We start from the raw sequence: 13556 nt of genomic DNA on the forward strand, positions 1-13556 counted from the left end.
CAGCGAGGGTACCGACCGGTCCGGGTCGGAGTGCCCGACCTCGGCCGGGGAGGCCGGGCACCCGGGACGACCGCGGCGACTACTTGTTCAGCAGCGCTTCCATCTGCGTGATCTCGGCCTGCTGGCTGGAGACGATCTGCTGCGCCAGCTGACGCACCTGTTCGCTCTCCCCGGTCTGCAGGATCTCCTCGGAACTGGCGACCGCACCCTGGTGGTGCGCGATCATCAACTCGAGCCACATCTTGTCGAACTCGGCACCCTTCGCGTTCTCGAGTGCCTGCATCTGGTCGGCGCTCATCATGCCGTGGCCGCCGCCCTCCATGCCCGGCATCGAGGACATCGTCGAGCCGGGAGTGGCCGGTACCGAGGTTCCGTGGTCCATCCCGTCGTGCTCGGATCCGGTCGTGGCGTCCGGCGACTGTTCGGCTTTGCTCGGTTCCGGCACGCCCCAGGCCTTGAGCCAGCCCTCCATCTGCTCGATCTCCGGCCCCTGGGCCTTCTCGATCTGATCGGCCAACGCGATGACGTCGGGGTTGCCGCTGCGGCTCGGGACGAGCTCGGCCATCTCGACGGCCTGTTCGTGGTGCGGGATCATCATCTGGACGTACTCGACGTCCGCCTGGTTGTGCGCGCCGCCCTGCTCGGCCGTGCCCGACGCGGTGGCGGAGGCGCTCGTCGTGGCGCTGGTGGTCGAGTTCTCGTCGGACGTGTCGTCGGTGCACCCTGCGACGAGGGCGACGACCGCTGCGGCGGAGCCGACGGCGACGAGCATGCGCTTGCTGTTCATGGTTTCTTCGTTCCTCACGTACTCGGTGATCGGGGTCCGGACTGCGGCCGGGACGGCGACGAGCCGCGCCGCAGTGGCCCTGTCACACCCGCAGGATGCAGAGGGACGAGAGGAATGCCGACGTGGTGCGAGCGAACGGTGGTCCACGGCCGGCCCGGCCGCCCGGTCCTGCCGCTCTGTGCAACCGGACGCGCTGCGCTCGGGCGGTCCGTAACAGCAGCCAGATCGCCAGGGTCAGGGTGGCCGCGACGAGCACGGCGAGGCAGAGGTGGAATGCCCCGTGGTCCGGAGCGTGTCCGGGGTCGCTCGGGTCGCCGGGGGCGGCCGGCGCCGAGTCGCCGCCGGGTCCCGGACCGTGATGGCTGGCCGACCCCGAGGCAGACGCCGAGTCCGCGAGCGTCCCCGTCGTCACGTGGTGCATCGCCAGCACGCCGAGGGCGAGCGCGCACAGGGCCACCAGTCGAGCGAACGTCACTCGAAGCTGGCCGGGCATGGTTCGACTGTACCGACCGGGAGGGCGGGTCACCGGGCGAGGAAGGGCAGTACCTCCGCGAGGAACTCGCTGGGACAGTCCAACTGCGGACAATGCCCGCAACTCGGAATGACGGCGACCGAGCGGTCGGTGGTGATCTGCACTCGTCGGGCCGCCCGGGCAGGGGTGAGCAGGTCGTTCTCGCCCCACAGCAGCAGCGCCGGCACGGTCAGTTCGTCGAGCATCCGGGGGATCGGGAGTTGCGCGATCTCGCGGATGACGACGGCGCCGATCGCGAGCAGATTCGCGACCTGTTGCCGCGTCGCGTAGTGCTCGGCGTACCCGGCGCGGACGGCTGCGTCGGCACGGAGGGGATGACGCAGCGCCAGACCCGCGTACACCGCGCCCATCATCTGTTGCAGGTACCGGTCGGGCAGCGGCGCGGTGAGCAGACGGGTTATCCGGTCGAGGCGTAGCTGGCTGCCGCGAGTCCACGAGCGCGGAATCCGGGTGACGCCCGGCATGTCCGACAGCACGACGTTCGCGACGAGATCCGGACGCCGCGAGGCGAAGGCGAGTGCCGCCACCGACCCGAGCGAGTTGCCGATCACGCTGACGCGTTCGGGTTCGTCGGCGACGAGATCGGCGAGGGTGTCGACGTAGCCGTCGATGAGCGGTTCGCGCCAGTACCCGGCGCTGCGCCCGAAGCCGGGCAGGTCCACGGCGAGCACCCGGTAGCGCTCGGCGAGCGTCGGGATCACCTTCTGCCACGTGCCCCCGTGGTCGGAGTACCCGTGGACGAGCACCACCGTGCGGTCTCCGGCGCCTGCGGACAGGACGTGGGGCGGGTCGGGAGTGGGATTCTCGGGAAGCACGGCGCCCGTCCTTTCCTCGGGTCCGGCCCTCGGTCTCAGCGCCGGATGACGCGGGTCTCGCTGTCGAGCGGTTCGACCACGTGCAGTCGGGCCGCGCCGCGCGCGGCGATGCCATCGTGCCACTGCGCGGGGGCGGTGCCGAACGCCTCTCGTGCATTGTCGATCACACCGCGTCCGATCGCTCGGTTTCCGGCGCCGCCGATGACGGCGCCGACGCCGGCCGGCAGGAGTTTGCCGAGGATCAGCGCGCTGCGCTTGGCGGCGTACTTGGTCACGAACTTGCGGACCAGGGAACTGTTCATCGCCTTCATCGTTCCGGGCGGAATGCGGCCCGTCACCAGGCGTGCCCAGTTGGTCGCGGTGATCCCGGTGGTCCGTTCGACGATCTCCATCCCGGACTCGCCCAGCGCCACCGCCAGCACGAGGGCGCGACGTTGCTGGTGGTCGACGGGGGAGATGCCGTGGACCGAGGCGATCGCGAGCGTCAACAGGGCCGACGCCTCGAGGAAGAACGCGGTTTCGGCGCCCACCGCGGCGATCGACGCGACCGTTCCCACCGCGGGCACCGCCGCGGCCGCGCCGACCGCGCTGCCGCTGCCGGTGACGGCGGTCAGGAACATCTTCTCCATGCGCTCGACGATCTGGGCGGGTGTCTCGTCGGGATGGGCGCGGCGAACGCGCTCGACGTACTTCGCGACTGCGGGTGCCTGCAGTCGACTCGCGTTGTCCAGGACGGAGACGATCGTCGACTCCATTCGGCTCTGCTTCTCGGCCATCGTCGGTCCTCACGTCGGGATCTGGTGTCGGCGGTCCGGTGGGTCGCCACCGACTCTATGGAAACGGACGGGACGGCCGCCGAATTCCCGGTGGAGGAGCCGGCGCCGCGGATAGGCTGGGCGGGTCCGTGACGCCGAGCGGAGGGTGGGTGTTCGTCATGGCCGGTACGACCGGGGTCTGGCCCGCGTTGCGGTACGCGGACGCCCGCGCGGCGATCGTGTTCCTCGTCGAGGCGTTCGGTTTCGAGGAGAAGGCCGTGTACGGCGAGGGCAGCCGCGTCGATCACGCCGAACTGGTGTGGCCCGGAGGCGGGGGCGTGATGCTCGGCTCGCCGCGCGAGGACTCCGTGCTCACCGATCTGCCCAGCGGTGTCGGTGCGGTGTACCTGGTCACGGACGATCCGGACGGGCTCTACGTGCGGGCTGTGGACGCCGGGGCGTCCGTCGTCGACGGTCTGCGCGACGAGGACTACGGTTCGCGCGGATTCACGTGCCGCGACCCGGAGGGCGTGTACTGGAGTTTCGGTACCTACACGGGGGAGTGAGCGGCGTCAGTCCCGCTGCGCGGTGGCCCAGTGCGACAGTGGCACAACCTCTTCCGGACGCGGCGGGTGTGGCGCCGTGCCGTTGCCGAAGGGTCGTCCGCCGAGCGACTCGCGGCCGTGCGGTTCGAGCCAGTGCGACAGGTCCGGGCCCTTCGGCACGATCTGCGTCGGGTTGATGTCGCGATGCACGATGTAGTAGTGCTGCTTGATCTGGGTGAAGTCGATCGTGTCCCCGAAACCCGGTGTCTGGAACAGATCTCGCGCGTAGTTCCACAGCACCGGCATCTCCGACAACTTGCTGCGATTGCACTTGAAGTGCCCGTGGTACACCGCGTCGAACCGGGCGAGCGTCGTGAACAACCGGACGTCCGCCTCGGTGATGGTGTCGCCCACCAGGAATCGTTGCGTCGACAGGCGCTCGGTGAGCCAGTCCAGCCGGTCGAACAGTCGGTCGTACGCGGCGTCGTAGGCGTCCTGTGATCCCGCGAAGCCACAGCGGTACACGCCGTTGTTGACGTCGCGGAACACCAGGTCCGCGACCTCGTCGATCTCGGCGCGCAGATCCTCCGGGTACAGGTCGGGCGCCCCCTCACGGTGGAATTCCTTCCACTCGGTGGACAGGTCGAGCGTGATCTGCGCGAAGTCGTTGGTGACCACCTGGCCGGTCGAGATCTCCACCATCGCCGGCACCGTGATGCCACGTGGGTAGTCGGGGAACCGGGCGAAGTAGGCGTCCTGCAATCGCGGGATCTTCAGCACCGGGTCGACACCGCCGGGATCGAGGTCGAACGTCCAGCTGCGCTCGTCGTGGGTGGGGCCGCAGATGCCCATCGACAGAACGCCTTCCAGCCCCAACAGCCGTCGGACGATGATCGCGCGGTTGGCCCACGGGCACGCGCGGGCCACGACCAGCCGGTACCTCCCGGGCTCGACCGGATAGCCGTCCCGGCCGTCCGCGGTGATCCGGGTCGTGATGTAGCGCGTGTCGCGGGTGAATTCCTCACCGGGTGCCACGAAATCGGCGCCCACGTCGGGGGCGGATGTCGGGTCCGTGTGGTCGCCGCTACCGTAGTCGCTCATCGCACATCAGCTCCGCTCCGTGTGTCGATGTTCCGTCTCACCTGGCTTCCTCACACGGTACTGGCAGTCACCGCGACAGACAGGTGGGTTCCGAGTTCCTCGTAGCCCAGACGTGCGGCCAACCGGCGCGACGCGACGTTGTCGCGGTGGGCCCGCCACTGGGGGATCAGGCCGGCGTCGAGGGCGTCGTTGGTCGCCAGCTGGGCCGCGGTCGCTCCCAGGCCGCGACGGCGGGCGAACGGCACGGTCAGCGCGCCCATGTCGGCGACGATGCCCTGCCATTCCGCGTAGCCGGCGGACGCGAGCGGCCGGTGATCGTCGTCGACGATGGTGTACCACGTGGACTTACCGGTCAGGTCGGCCTCGGCGACGTCGTCCGGCGGGCACAGGCCCTGAAGCTCGACGACGTGATCGCGTTTGTGGGAGACGAGCGGTTCCTCGACAGCGATGCTCTTGCCGAAATCGGCAGCCCAGCCCAGCTCCACGGGACCGGAACAGCGCCCGGCATGGTCCTTCGCGAGGGTGAGCAGCCCGCCCGCGTGAACCAGCTCGTCGTCGTCCTGCTGCCCGGCCCGTTCCACGGCCCAACCGGGGCCGACGAGGGCGCTCGCGCCGGCGACCGTCACGAAGCGGATCCGGTCGGCCGCCTCGTCGACCCGTACGTGACGGGTCCCCGGGTCGCCGAGAGCGCGGTCGGGAAGGCCCAGTTCCCGAGCCCACGCCAGCCGGATGATGTCGATCTGATGGCCGTCCACGCGCTCAACGGTAGTGCGTGTCCGCAGCACGCTGGCCCGGTGTCGTTCGGCGTACCGTCGAAGCAGCAAGCGGATCGAGGGAGCGTGAGTGCTCATGTCGCCCACCGCAGGTAGGAGGAGGCCGGGAAACCTGCCCTCCACGTTGACGACGTTCGTCGGGAGGCGGCGTGACGTCACCGGCGCCAAGCGCTTGCTCGCCGAGTCCCGGCTGGTGACGCTCATCGGGATCGGCGGGGTCGGCAAGACCCGCCTCGCACTGCGAGTGGCGGAGGACGTACGGCGGGACTTCCCGGACGGTGCGTGGTTCGTCGAGCTCGCCGACCTGCACGACCCGCGTCTGGTGCCCGACACGGTCGCGGCGGTGTTCGGCCTCCACGACCAGGCCGCGCAGTCGCCGTCCCATCTACTGGTCGATCACCTCGCGGACCGGAACGTCCTGCTGATCCTCGACAACTGCGAACACCTGTTGGACGCGGCCGCGAAGCTCGTCGACGAACTGCTGCGGGAATGTCCGAGGGTACGGATCGTGACCACGAGCCGGGAGCCGCTCGGCGTCGGCGGCGAGGTCGTCCTGCGTGTTGCCCCGCTGCCGGTGCCCGACCCCGACCGGCCGCCGAGCCTCGATGCGCTGCCGCGGTACGAGTCGGTGACGCTGTTCGAGGAACGCGCCCGCGCGGCCGTACCGGATTTCACGCTCACGGAAGACAACCGGGAGACGGTCGCCCGGATCTGTCACCGTCTGGACGGGCTGCCGCTCCCGATCGAACTCGCGGCTGCGCGGCTGCGGGCGCTCTCGCTCGATCAAATCCTCGACCGCCTCACCGACCGCTACCGCATCCTCACCGCGGGTAGCCGGGTGGCGCCCACCCGTCAGCAGACCCTGCGGCTGAGCGTCGACTGGAGTTACGACCTGTGTACGCGGGAGGAGCGGCGACTGTGGAGCCGGCTCGCAGTGTTCTCGGGAGGCTTCGAGCTCGACGCCGTCGAGGGTGTCTGCGTCGGTGGGCCGGGGGAGAGCAGCATGCTCGACCTGGTTGCCTCGCTCGTCGACAAGTCCATCCTCACGGTCGAGAAGTCGGCGACCGGGGTGCGCTACGGGATGCTCGAGACGCTCCGGGACTACGGGCAGGAGAAGCTCGAGGAGGCAGGTGAGTGCCGACCGGTCCGGTCCCGCCATCGCGACTGGTACCTCGGTCTCGCCGAGCGCTCGCGGGCGGAGTGGATCGGTCCCCGGCAGCCGGAGCTGATCGCCCGCCTCACCCGGGAGCGGGCCAACCTGCGCGACGCGCTCGAGTTCAGTGTCGCCGAGCCCGGCGCGGGTGAGTACGCGGTCCGGTTGGCGAACGCGCTGTATCCGTTCTGGTTCTGTCGCGGGATGCTCGGCGAGGGGCGGCACTGGTTCACGCGGGCGCTCGCCTCGTCGGATTCCGGTCCGGATCGCGCACGGATCTCGGCGCTGTGCCTGGCCAGCCAACTTGCGGGCATGCAGGAGGACTTCGTGGCGGGTGCCGCGCTGGTCGCCGAGGCCGACCGTCTCGCGTCGGCCGTCGGGGATCCGGTCGTCGACGCCATGGTCGGGCATGCTCGCGGGCGTCAGGCGCTGTACCGGGGCGAGCTGTCCGTGGCGATGGAGCTGTTCGAACAGTCCATGGGTCCGTTCCGGAGCCTGACCGATCCGCACCGGCTGATCTGGTCGTTGCAGGCACTCGGGCTCGTGGCCGGGATGGACGGGGACATCGGTCTGGCCCGAGCCTGCCACGAGGAGGTGCTCGCGATCACGAGGTCGCGTGGTGAATCGGAGTACCGCGCGCGAGCGATGTTCCTGCTGGGCCTGACACTGTGGCGACAGCGAGATCACGAGCGTGCGAGCTCCCTGGTCGCGGAGGCTCTCGCACTCACCGTCCAGGTCGACGACCGTTTCGCGGGGTCCGGGTGTCTCGAGTCGCTGGCGTGGGAGGCTGCCCGCACGCGGGACGGCGACCGGGCGGCCGTCCTCTCGGGTGCCGCGCAGTCGCTGCGGCAGACGATGGGGGTGCCGCCCGTGCTGCTGCCGACCATGCTGATGTACCACCAGGAGTGCCGGCGACAGAGCCGCAGCCTGCTCGGTGACCGTGCCTTCGAGGGTGCTCTCGCGCGTGGGGCCACGCTCGAGTTCGCCGAGGCCGCGGACTACGCGCTCGGCCGGAGCGACGCCTCCGGCCTCACCCGGCGCGAGATGGATGCGCCGACGGCACCGATGCGGATCGTGGTACCTACCGAGGAGGCGCCGGCCCTCACCCGCCGGGAACGGCAGGTCGCCGACCTCGTCGCTCGGGGTCTGACGAACCGGGAGATCTCCGAGACCCTGGTGATCTCGCAGCGGACGGCGGAGGGACACGTCGAGCGGGTGCTCGCCAAACTGGGTTTCGGGTCCCGCACCCAGATCGCTGCGTGGGTGGCCGAGCAGGGCCGGGACTGAGCGGAAACACGTAGTCGAAACGGGTAGATCGACCGTCCCGGGATTCTCGGGTTCCGAGAAGTGTGTGACGCATCGCATACCGGAAGTCGAGGTACCCGACGTGCACGACCACGCACCCGCACATCGTTCGATCGCGCCCTCCGCGGACGGAGTCGCCGAGGTTCGTCGACGCATTCGTTGGCGCGACGTCGCCGTCGACGGTCGCGCCGTCCCGTACGGCACTGCGGGTTCCGGCGCGCCGGTCGTGTTCCTGCACGGCTTCGGTCTGGCGCCGCACACCTACGGGGGCGCTGTGGAGCGCCTGGCAGCCACGGGAGTGCGCGTGTACGCGCCGGCGCTGCCCGGTTTCGGCGGCACGAACGCCCTGCCGGCGAGCAGCCACGGATTCGCCGGATACGCGGGGTGGGTCGCCCGTTTCCTCGACGCTCTCGGGATCGACGAGCCGGTCACCATGGTCGGTCATTCGTTCGGAGGAGGGGTGGCTCTAGCCTCCTCCCACGGGCTCGGTGACCGGGTGTCGGAGCTGGTGCTCGTCAACTCGGTCGGCGGCGGTGCATGGTCCCCGAGCGGAACCGTCCGCGAGATCCGGCACCGGCCGCTGTGGCGGTGGGGAGCGTCCGCGATCGCCGACGCGGTCCTGACCGGAACTCCGGCATCGGCGATCGCGTCCATCGCGAGCGCGGGTCTGCGTAACGCGGTGCGGGATCCGGCCGCGCTGTGGCGGATCGGTGAACTGGCCCGATCCGCGGATCTGCGGTCCGAGGCCGCACAGCTCGTCGACCGGGGACTGCCGACCACGCTGGTGTGGAGCAGTGGCGACACCTTCATTCCGCGCGCCAGCTTCGAGTCCCTGCGGACCGCGCTGCGGGAGCCGCCCGTCCATCGCGTCGCCGGCTGCCACGGCTGGCTGATCGGTGACCCGGACGGGTTCGGCCGGGCGATGGGGAGCGTCCTGCGGTCCACGAGGGGTGCCGCGGTCTGACGGCCTGTGCGACGCTGGGGCGATGACCGAGACAACCGGGCAGGCGTCGGGGAGTTCACGTCCCACCCGCCTCGAACGATTCACGACCGACGCCGGTGCCGAGATCGCCGTCCTCACCCTCGACCACGGGCCGCTGAACCTCTTCGATCAGGCCATGTTCGACGCCGTCGTCGCCGACATCGCGGTACTCACGGCGCACCCGCCGCGGGCGGTGCTGCTCCGGGCCGAGGGGAAGGTGGTCTCCGGGGGCGTCGACGTCCACGTGTTCGACGGGCTGACGCCGGAGCAGGGGGCCGAACTGTGGGAGTCGCTGTTCGCGCGGATCTGCCACCCGATCGAGGCGCTGCCGTGCCCGGTCGTGTTCGCGGCGCACGGACTCACCCTCACCGCGGCGTTCGAGATCGCACTGGCGTGCGACATCGTCGTCGCCGGACCGAAGTCGCGGTTCGGCCTGGTGGAGACGGTCGTCGCCCTCACCCCGTCGATGGGCGGCCCGCAGCGCCTCGCGGAGCGAGCCGGATCGGGGCGGGCCCGCGAACTGGTGATGACCGCCGACCTGTACGACGCCGCGACCCTGCGCGAATGGGGCGTCGTCAACTACGTGCACGAGAACGTCGACGCGGAGGCGCGGGCGCTGGTCGCTCGGCTCGCGGACGGCCCGACCCGTGCGCACGCCGCGACCAAGAGCATCGTCGCGGCCTGGCGGTCGGGCGGTGTCGGACACGCCGATTCGGTCACCCCCGAAGTGTCGGGGGAACTCTTCGGCACCGACGACCTGCGTCGCGCGGTGCGCAGCTTCCTGGATGTCGGGCCCGGGCACGCGACGTACGCCGGGCGATGACGCAACGCCGGCCGCGTGGTTCGCTCGCCACTTCTGTGACGGGGGTCATATAGTCGGGGCCAAACCGACTCGGTGGAGGTGGCTATGGCGTCGCTGCTCGAGTACCCGGCCGCGACGGATCCGTCGCTCGGCGACCGGATGGTGCGCCGTGCCGACGGCCTGCTGCACTACACCGGGCTCACGCCGTGCCTCACCGAGTTGCTCGACATCTGCGCGCACCGGTTCGCGGGCCGCGAGGCCGTCGTCGAGTTCGGGGGTGGTCCGCGGCTGACCTACGCCCAGTTGTGGGCGTCGGCGTCGATGGTCGCCGGCGGGTTGCTCGAGCAGGGAGTCGGCATCGGTGATCGGGTCGCGATCCGGATGCCGAACGGGGCGCGGTGGGTGCAGGCCTTCCTCGGGGTGCTGCTTGCCGGCGGCGTGCCGGTCCCGGTGCACCCGGGGCACGAGAGCTGGCAGGTCAGGCACATCCTCGACGACAGTGGCAGCCTGCTGGTGCTCGACGACGCACTGCCCAGCGGGACGCCGTTCATGGACGACGGTGCATCGCCCGGCGATTCGGCCCTGCTGTTCTACACCGGCGGGACCACGGGAACGCCGAAGGGCGTCGAACTGAGTCACGAGAACGTCCTGTCCACCGTCGAGGCGGTGATCGGGTCGTGGGGCGGCGCGGCGGACGGTGTGCGGCACGCGGTGGCGTTGCCGCTGAGTTCCGCTGCCGCGTGTGTCGCGCAGCTGCTGCCCACCCTGGTGTCCGGCGGCACGCTCGTGCTGGCGCCCGATTTCGACGCCGACCGTGTGCTGCACGCAATCGATACCGAAGGTGTGGGCAGGCTTTCGGCTCCCGCCCCGCTCTGCCGGCAGGTGGCGCGTGCCGCTTCGTCGGCGCTCGGGTCGCTCCGGTTCCTCACCCTCGACGACGAGCTGCTGTCGGCGGCCACCCTGCACCGGTTGCGTGAGCGGTTTCCCGCCGCGGAGGTCGTCTCGGGCTGGGGGATGACCGAGACCGGTGGTGCCGGTCTCGTCGTGCGGATGGGTACGGATGCGCATCGCCCCGAATCGCTCCACGGGGGAATGGAATTCGCGGTTGCGGGTACCGAGGGCGGAGTCGGCGAGCTGTGGTGCCGGGGGCCGAGCGTCATGCGCGGGTACTGGGGCGACCCCGCCGCCACCGCGCGCACGATCGCCGGTGGTTGGCTGCACACCGGCGACGTCGTGCGGGTCGGGCCGAGCGGGGACGTGCGGTTCGCGGGCCGCGCGGCCGACGCCGTCGAGATCCCGCGCGGCGTCGTCTACGGTCGCGAGATCGAGGACGTGCTTCTCGACTTCCCGGGCATCGAGGAGGCCGTCGTCGTGGGTGTCTCGACGCCGCGGGGACCCGATCTCGGGGTGGCGGTGGTGCCGGCGCCGGGCATCGTGCTCGACATCGGTGCGGTCCGGGAATACCTCGACCGCCCGCTCGGACACCGTCTGCCGCCTCGGTTGTGTGCGAGCGTGCAGCGCCTGCCGCGGGGATCGACGGGGCGTGTCGATCGCCGGTCGGTGCGTGCGTGGCTGGAAGGCTCGTGTTCCACGAAGAAGGGAAGTGTCGATGTCGGATGAGGTTCTGCTCGAGCGCCGCGATCGGGTGCTGGTCATCACGATCAACCGTCCGGAGGCCCGCAACGCGATCAACGGGGCGGTGAGCCGGGGTCTGGCAGCTGCCGTCGACGATCTGGACGCGGACGACGGCCTGTCGCTGGCCATTCTCACCGGCGCCGGCGGAAACTTCTGCGCGGGCATGGATCTCAAGGCATTCGTGGCGGGCGAGAACATCGTGGCACCGGGTAAGGGGCTCGGATTCACCGAGGCACCGCCCCGCAAACCCATCATCTCCGCTGTGGAGGGCTACGCGCTCGCGGGCGGCACCGAGTTGGTGCTCGCGACCGATCTGGTGGTGGCGTCGAGGGAGGCGCGCTTCGGCATTCCCGAGGTCAAGCGAGGGCTGGCCGCGGGCGCGGGCGGATTGCTGCGTCTGCCCCAGCGGATTCCGTACCAGAAGGCGATGGAGTACGCGCTCACCGGCGATCAGTTCACCGCCGAGGAGGCTGCCGCGTACGGGTTCGTCAACACGCTGACCGAACCCGGCGGCGCGCTCGCGGGGGCTCTTGCGCTCGCGGAACGGATCACGGTCAACGGTCCGCTCGCCGTCGCGAAGACGAAGGAGGTGCTCGTCCGGTCCGGCGAGTGGTCGGCCGACGAGGCGTTCGCCAGGCAGCTCGAGGTGATCGCGCCGGTGTTCGGTTCCGAGGACGCACGTGAGGGCGCCACCGCCTTCGCGGAGAAGCGCGCCCCAGTGTGGAAGGGGCGCTGACGGTCATGGCCACGACACCCTTTGCGGAGTTGCACATGCACATCGAGGGTGCGCTGGGGCCGGAGCTGATCTTCGCGCTGGCCGAGCGCAACCGCATGCACCTTCCGTACAGCGGGCTCGCGGACCTCGAGTCACGGTACGAGTTCACCGACCTGCAGTCGTTCCTCGATCTGTACTACGCCAACATGGCGGTGCTGCGGACCGCGGAGGACTTCGCCGACCTCACCCGCGACTACCTGCGCCGCGCCGCGGCGGCGGGGGTACGGCACGCGGAGATCTTCTTCGATCCGCAGGCGCACGTCACCCGCGGCGTCCCCCTGCAGGAGGTGCTCGACGGAATTCTCGACGCACTCGGGGCGAGTGAGCGCGAGTTCGGAGTGAGCAGCGGTCTGCTCGCCGCGTTCCTCCGTGACCAGCCCGTCCACGATGCCGAGGAGATGCTCGGTGAACTGCTGCGCCTGCGGGCGCCCCTCCTGGGCGTGGGCCTGGATTCGGCGGAGGTCGGATATCCACCGACGCTGTTCGAGGACGTGTTCGCCCGCGCCCGGTCCGAGGGCCTGCATGTGGTGGCGCACGCAGGGGAGGAGGGGCCGCCGGAATACATCTGGCAGGCACTCGACCTGCTCGGCGCCGAACGCATCGATCACGGCGTGCGATGTCTCGAGGACCCGGCGCTGGTGGCGCGCCTGGTCGACGAGGAGATCCCGCTCACGGTGTGCCCACTGTCGAACGTCCGCCTGCGGGTGGTGGATTCGATATCGGACCATCCGCTCCGCACCATGCTGCAGGCCGGCCTGCGCGTCACCGTGAACTCCGACGACCCCGCCTATTTCGGCGGCGATGTCGGCGACAACTTCGCGCAACTGCGCAGCGGCATCGGTCTCACCGATGCGGAAGTGGAGGTACTGGCCCGCAACTCCATCGAGGCGTCGTTCGCGAGCGAGGCGCGCAAGGCCGAGCTCCTGACGCCCTGACCGCACACGTGGAAGTGCCCCGGTCACAACCGTGACCGGGGCACCTCCGTCGGGTGTCAGCGTCGTCCGGTGACGAGCTTGACCAGGAACAGCAGGATGATCGCGCCGAACAGGCACGTCAAGAAGCTGAAGATCAGTCCGCCACCTTCGACGTCGAGGAAGGCGCTGAGGATGAAGCCGCCGAGCAGACCGCCGATGATGCCGACGACGATGTTGAGGATGATGCCCATCTGTTCGTCGGTCTTCATGACCTTGCTGCCGATCCAGCCGGCGAGACCGCCGATGATGATCCATCCGAGAATTCCGAGAGAGAGCATGAGCGGTCCTTTCGAGAAGAGGACGGTCCGGGCGCCCCCGACTGGCCACCCGGACCGGGATTCGTCGGGCTGCGGTTACTGCTCGGCGCGCTGACGCGCCTCCTGCGCAGAGGCCTCGGCGCGGGCCTTCTCGGCCTCGGCCTCCTTCTGCGCGACCTCGCGTTGGGCAGCTGCCTTGTCCTGCTGGGCTGCACCCTCGCGGCGGAGATCGTCCTGGCCGGTCAGTGCGCCTGCGACCTCCTTCACCTTGCCCTTGATACCTTCGACGACGCCCTCGGCGCCTTCGGCCGGTCCACTCTTGTGCTGATCGCTCATCGCGAATCCTTTCCCCTCTGGTGGTCTGT

15 protein-coding genes are annotated in these 13556 nt (G+C 70.2%); 7 read left to right on the forward strand and 8 right to left on the reverse strand.

The features are described from left to right. Nucleotides 1-79: 79 nt before the first annotated feature. The 4 genes from ABEU20_RS10140 to ABEU20_RS10155 all read right to left on the reverse strand — a co-directional run bounded on the left by ABEU20_RS10140 (nt 80) and on the right by ABEU20_RS10155 (nt 2889). The gene (locus ABEU20_RS10140; protein ID WP_420164279.1) at nt 80-787 is read right to left on the reverse strand and encodes a DUF305 domain-containing protein; all 708 of its coding nucleotides are present in this window, start codon (nt 785-787) and stop codon (nt 80-82) included. Nucleotides 788-869: 82 nt separating this feature from the next. Further along, nucleotides 870-1280: a DUF6153 family protein gene (locus tag ABEU20_RS10145; protein ID WP_420164280.1), complete on the reverse strand. Its 411-nt coding sequence runs from the start codon at nt 1278-1280 to the stop codon at nt 870-872. A 29-nt stretch (nt 1281-1309) separates the two neighbouring features. Beyond that, nucleotides 1310-2134, reverse strand: coding sequence for an alpha/beta fold hydrolase (locus ABEU20_RS10150; RefSeq protein ID WP_420164281.1), 825 nt, complete (start codon nt 2132-2134; stop codon nt 1310-1312). A 35-nt stretch (nt 2135-2169) separates the two neighbouring features. Continuing rightward, a complete protein-coding gene (locus tag ABEU20_RS10155; protein WP_420164574.1) occupies nt 2170-2889 on the reverse strand; it encodes a hypothetical protein in 720 nt (239 codons plus the stop codon). A 179-nt stretch (nt 2890-3068) separates the two neighbouring features. On the opposite strand from ABEU20_RS10155, the gene ABEU20_RS10160 reads away from it, so the two are divergent. Next, a complete protein-coding gene (locus ABEU20_RS10160) occupies nt 3069-3455 on the forward strand; it encodes a VOC family protein (RefSeq protein WP_420164282.1) in 387 nt (128 codons plus the stop codon). A 6-nt stretch (nt 3456-3461) separates the two neighbouring features. On the opposite strand, the gene ABEU20_RS10165 is transcribed toward ABEU20_RS10160, so the two are convergent. Both ABEU20_RS10165 and ABEU20_RS10170 read right to left on the reverse strand, forming a co-directional pair. After that, a complete protein-coding gene (locus ABEU20_RS10165) occupies nt 3462-4535 on the reverse strand; it encodes a glutathione S-transferase family protein (RefSeq protein WP_420164283.1) in 1074 nt (357 codons plus the stop codon). 50 nt (nt 4536-4585) lie between these two features. After that, nucleotides 4586-5290: a GNAT family N-acetyltransferase gene (locus ABEU20_RS10170; RefSeq protein ID WP_420164284.1), complete on the reverse strand. Its 705-nt coding sequence runs from the start codon at nt 5288-5290 to the stop codon at nt 4586-4588. 94 nt (nt 5291-5384) lie between these two features. Between ABEU20_RS10170 and ABEU20_RS10175 the strand changes: the two genes are divergently transcribed. The 6 genes from ABEU20_RS10175 to ABEU20_RS10200 all read left to right on the forward strand — a co-directional run bounded on the left by ABEU20_RS10175 (nt 5385) and on the right by ABEU20_RS10200 (nt 12895). After that, entirely contained in the window at nt 5385-7748 is a 2364-nt protein-coding gene (locus ABEU20_RS10175) for an ATP-binding protein (protein WP_420164285.1), read from the forward strand. A 100-nt stretch (nt 7749-7848) separates the two neighbouring features. Further along, nucleotides 7849-8730: an alpha/beta fold hydrolase gene (locus ABEU20_RS10180; protein WP_420164286.1), complete on the forward strand. Its 882-nt coding sequence runs from the start codon at nt 7849-7851 to the stop codon at nt 8728-8730. 22 nt (nt 8731-8752) lie between these two features. Next, nucleotides 8753-9571, forward strand: coding sequence for an enoyl-CoA hydratase/isomerase family protein (locus tag ABEU20_RS10185; RefSeq protein WP_420164287.1), 819 nt, complete (start codon nt 8753-8755; stop codon nt 9569-9571). Nucleotides 9572-9655: 84 nt separating this feature from the next. Beyond that, entirely contained in the window at nt 9656-11170 is a 1515-nt protein-coding gene (locus tag ABEU20_RS10190; RefSeq protein ID WP_420164288.1) for a class I adenylate-forming enzyme family protein, read from the forward strand. After that, a complete protein-coding gene (locus ABEU20_RS10195) occupies nt 11160-11921 on the forward strand; it encodes a crotonase/enoyl-CoA hydratase family protein (protein WP_420164289.1) in 762 nt (253 codons plus the stop codon). The genes ABEU20_RS10190 and ABEU20_RS10195 overlap by 11 nt, the downstream gene beginning before the upstream one ends. Before the next feature lie 5 nt (nt 11922-11926). Then, a complete protein-coding gene (locus ABEU20_RS10200; RefSeq protein WP_420164290.1) occupies nt 11927-12895 on the forward strand; it encodes an adenosine deaminase in 969 nt (322 codons plus the stop codon). Nucleotides 12896-12951: 56 nt separating this feature from the next. Here the strand turns inward: ABEU20_RS10200 and ABEU20_RS10205 are convergent, their stop codons facing one another. Both ABEU20_RS10205 and mbp1 read right to left on the reverse strand, forming a co-directional pair. Next, nucleotides 12952-13212, reverse strand: coding sequence for a GlsB/YeaQ/YmgE family stress response membrane protein (locus ABEU20_RS10205; RefSeq protein WP_420164291.1), 261 nt, complete (start codon nt 13210-13212; stop codon nt 12952-12954). Between the two features lie 75 nt (nt 13213-13287). Continuing rightward, nucleotides 13288-13527, reverse strand: coding sequence for a microaggregate-binding protein 1 (gene mbp1, locus ABEU20_RS10210; RefSeq protein ID WP_420164292.1), 240 nt, complete (start codon nt 13525-13527; stop codon nt 13288-13290). Between the last annotated feature and the right edge of the window lie 29 nt (nt 13528-13556).

Source organism: Rhodococcus parequi, from assembly GCF_046042785.1.
Taxonomy (GTDB): Bacteria; Actinomycetota; Actinomycetes; order Mycobacteriales; family Mycobacteriaceae; genus Prescottella; species Prescottella parequi.

Excerpts from the sequence above, each read along its gene's own strand:
- ABEU20_RS10140 (WP_420164279.1), bottom strand. The coding sequence starts at position 787 with ATGAACAGCAAGCGCATGCTCGTCGCCGTCGGCTCCGCCGCAGCGGTC.
- ABEU20_RS10145 (WP_420164280.1), bottom strand. The coding sequence starts at position 1,280 with ATGCCCGGCCAGCTTCGAGTGACGTTCGCTCGACTGGTGGCCCTGTGC.
- ABEU20_RS10155 (WP_420164574.1), bottom strand. The coding sequence starts at position 2,889 with ATGGAGTCGACGATCGTCTCCGTCCTGGACAACGCGAGTCGACTGCAG.
- ABEU20_RS10160 (WP_420164282.1), top strand. The coding sequence starts at position 3,069 with ATGGCCGGTACGACCGGGGTCTGGCCCGCGTTGCGGTACGCGGACGCC.
- ABEU20_RS10165 (WP_420164283.1), bottom strand. The coding sequence starts at position 4,535 with ATGAGCGACTACGGTAGCGGCGACCACACGGACCCGACATCCGCCCCC.
- ABEU20_RS10175 (WP_420164285.1), top strand. The coding sequence starts at position 5,385 with ATGTCGCCCACCGCAGGTAGGAGGAGGCCGGGAAACCTGCCCTCCACG.
- ABEU20_RS10185 (WP_420164287.1), top strand. The coding sequence starts at position 8,753 with ATGACCGAGACAACCGGGCAGGCGTCGGGGAGTTCACGTCCCACCCGC.
- ABEU20_RS10190 (WP_420164288.1), top strand. The coding sequence starts at position 9,656 with ATGGCGTCGCTGCTCGAGTACCCGGCCGCGACGGATCCGTCGCTCGGC.
- ABEU20_RS10195 (WP_420164289.1), top strand. The coding sequence starts at position 11,160 with ATGTCGGATGAGGTTCTGCTCGAGCGCCGCGATCGGGTGCTGGTCATC.
- ABEU20_RS10200 (WP_420164290.1), top strand. The coding sequence starts at position 11,927 with ATGGCCACGACACCCTTTGCGGAGTTGCACATGCACATCGAGGGTGCG.
- ABEU20_RS10205 (WP_420164291.1), bottom strand. The coding sequence starts at position 13,212 with ATGCTCTCTCTCGGAATTCTCGGATGGATCATCATCGGCGGTCTCGCC.
- mbp1 (WP_420164292.1), bottom strand. The coding sequence starts at position 13,527 with ATGAGCGATCAGCACAAGAGTGGACCGGCCGAAGGCGCCGAGGGCGTC.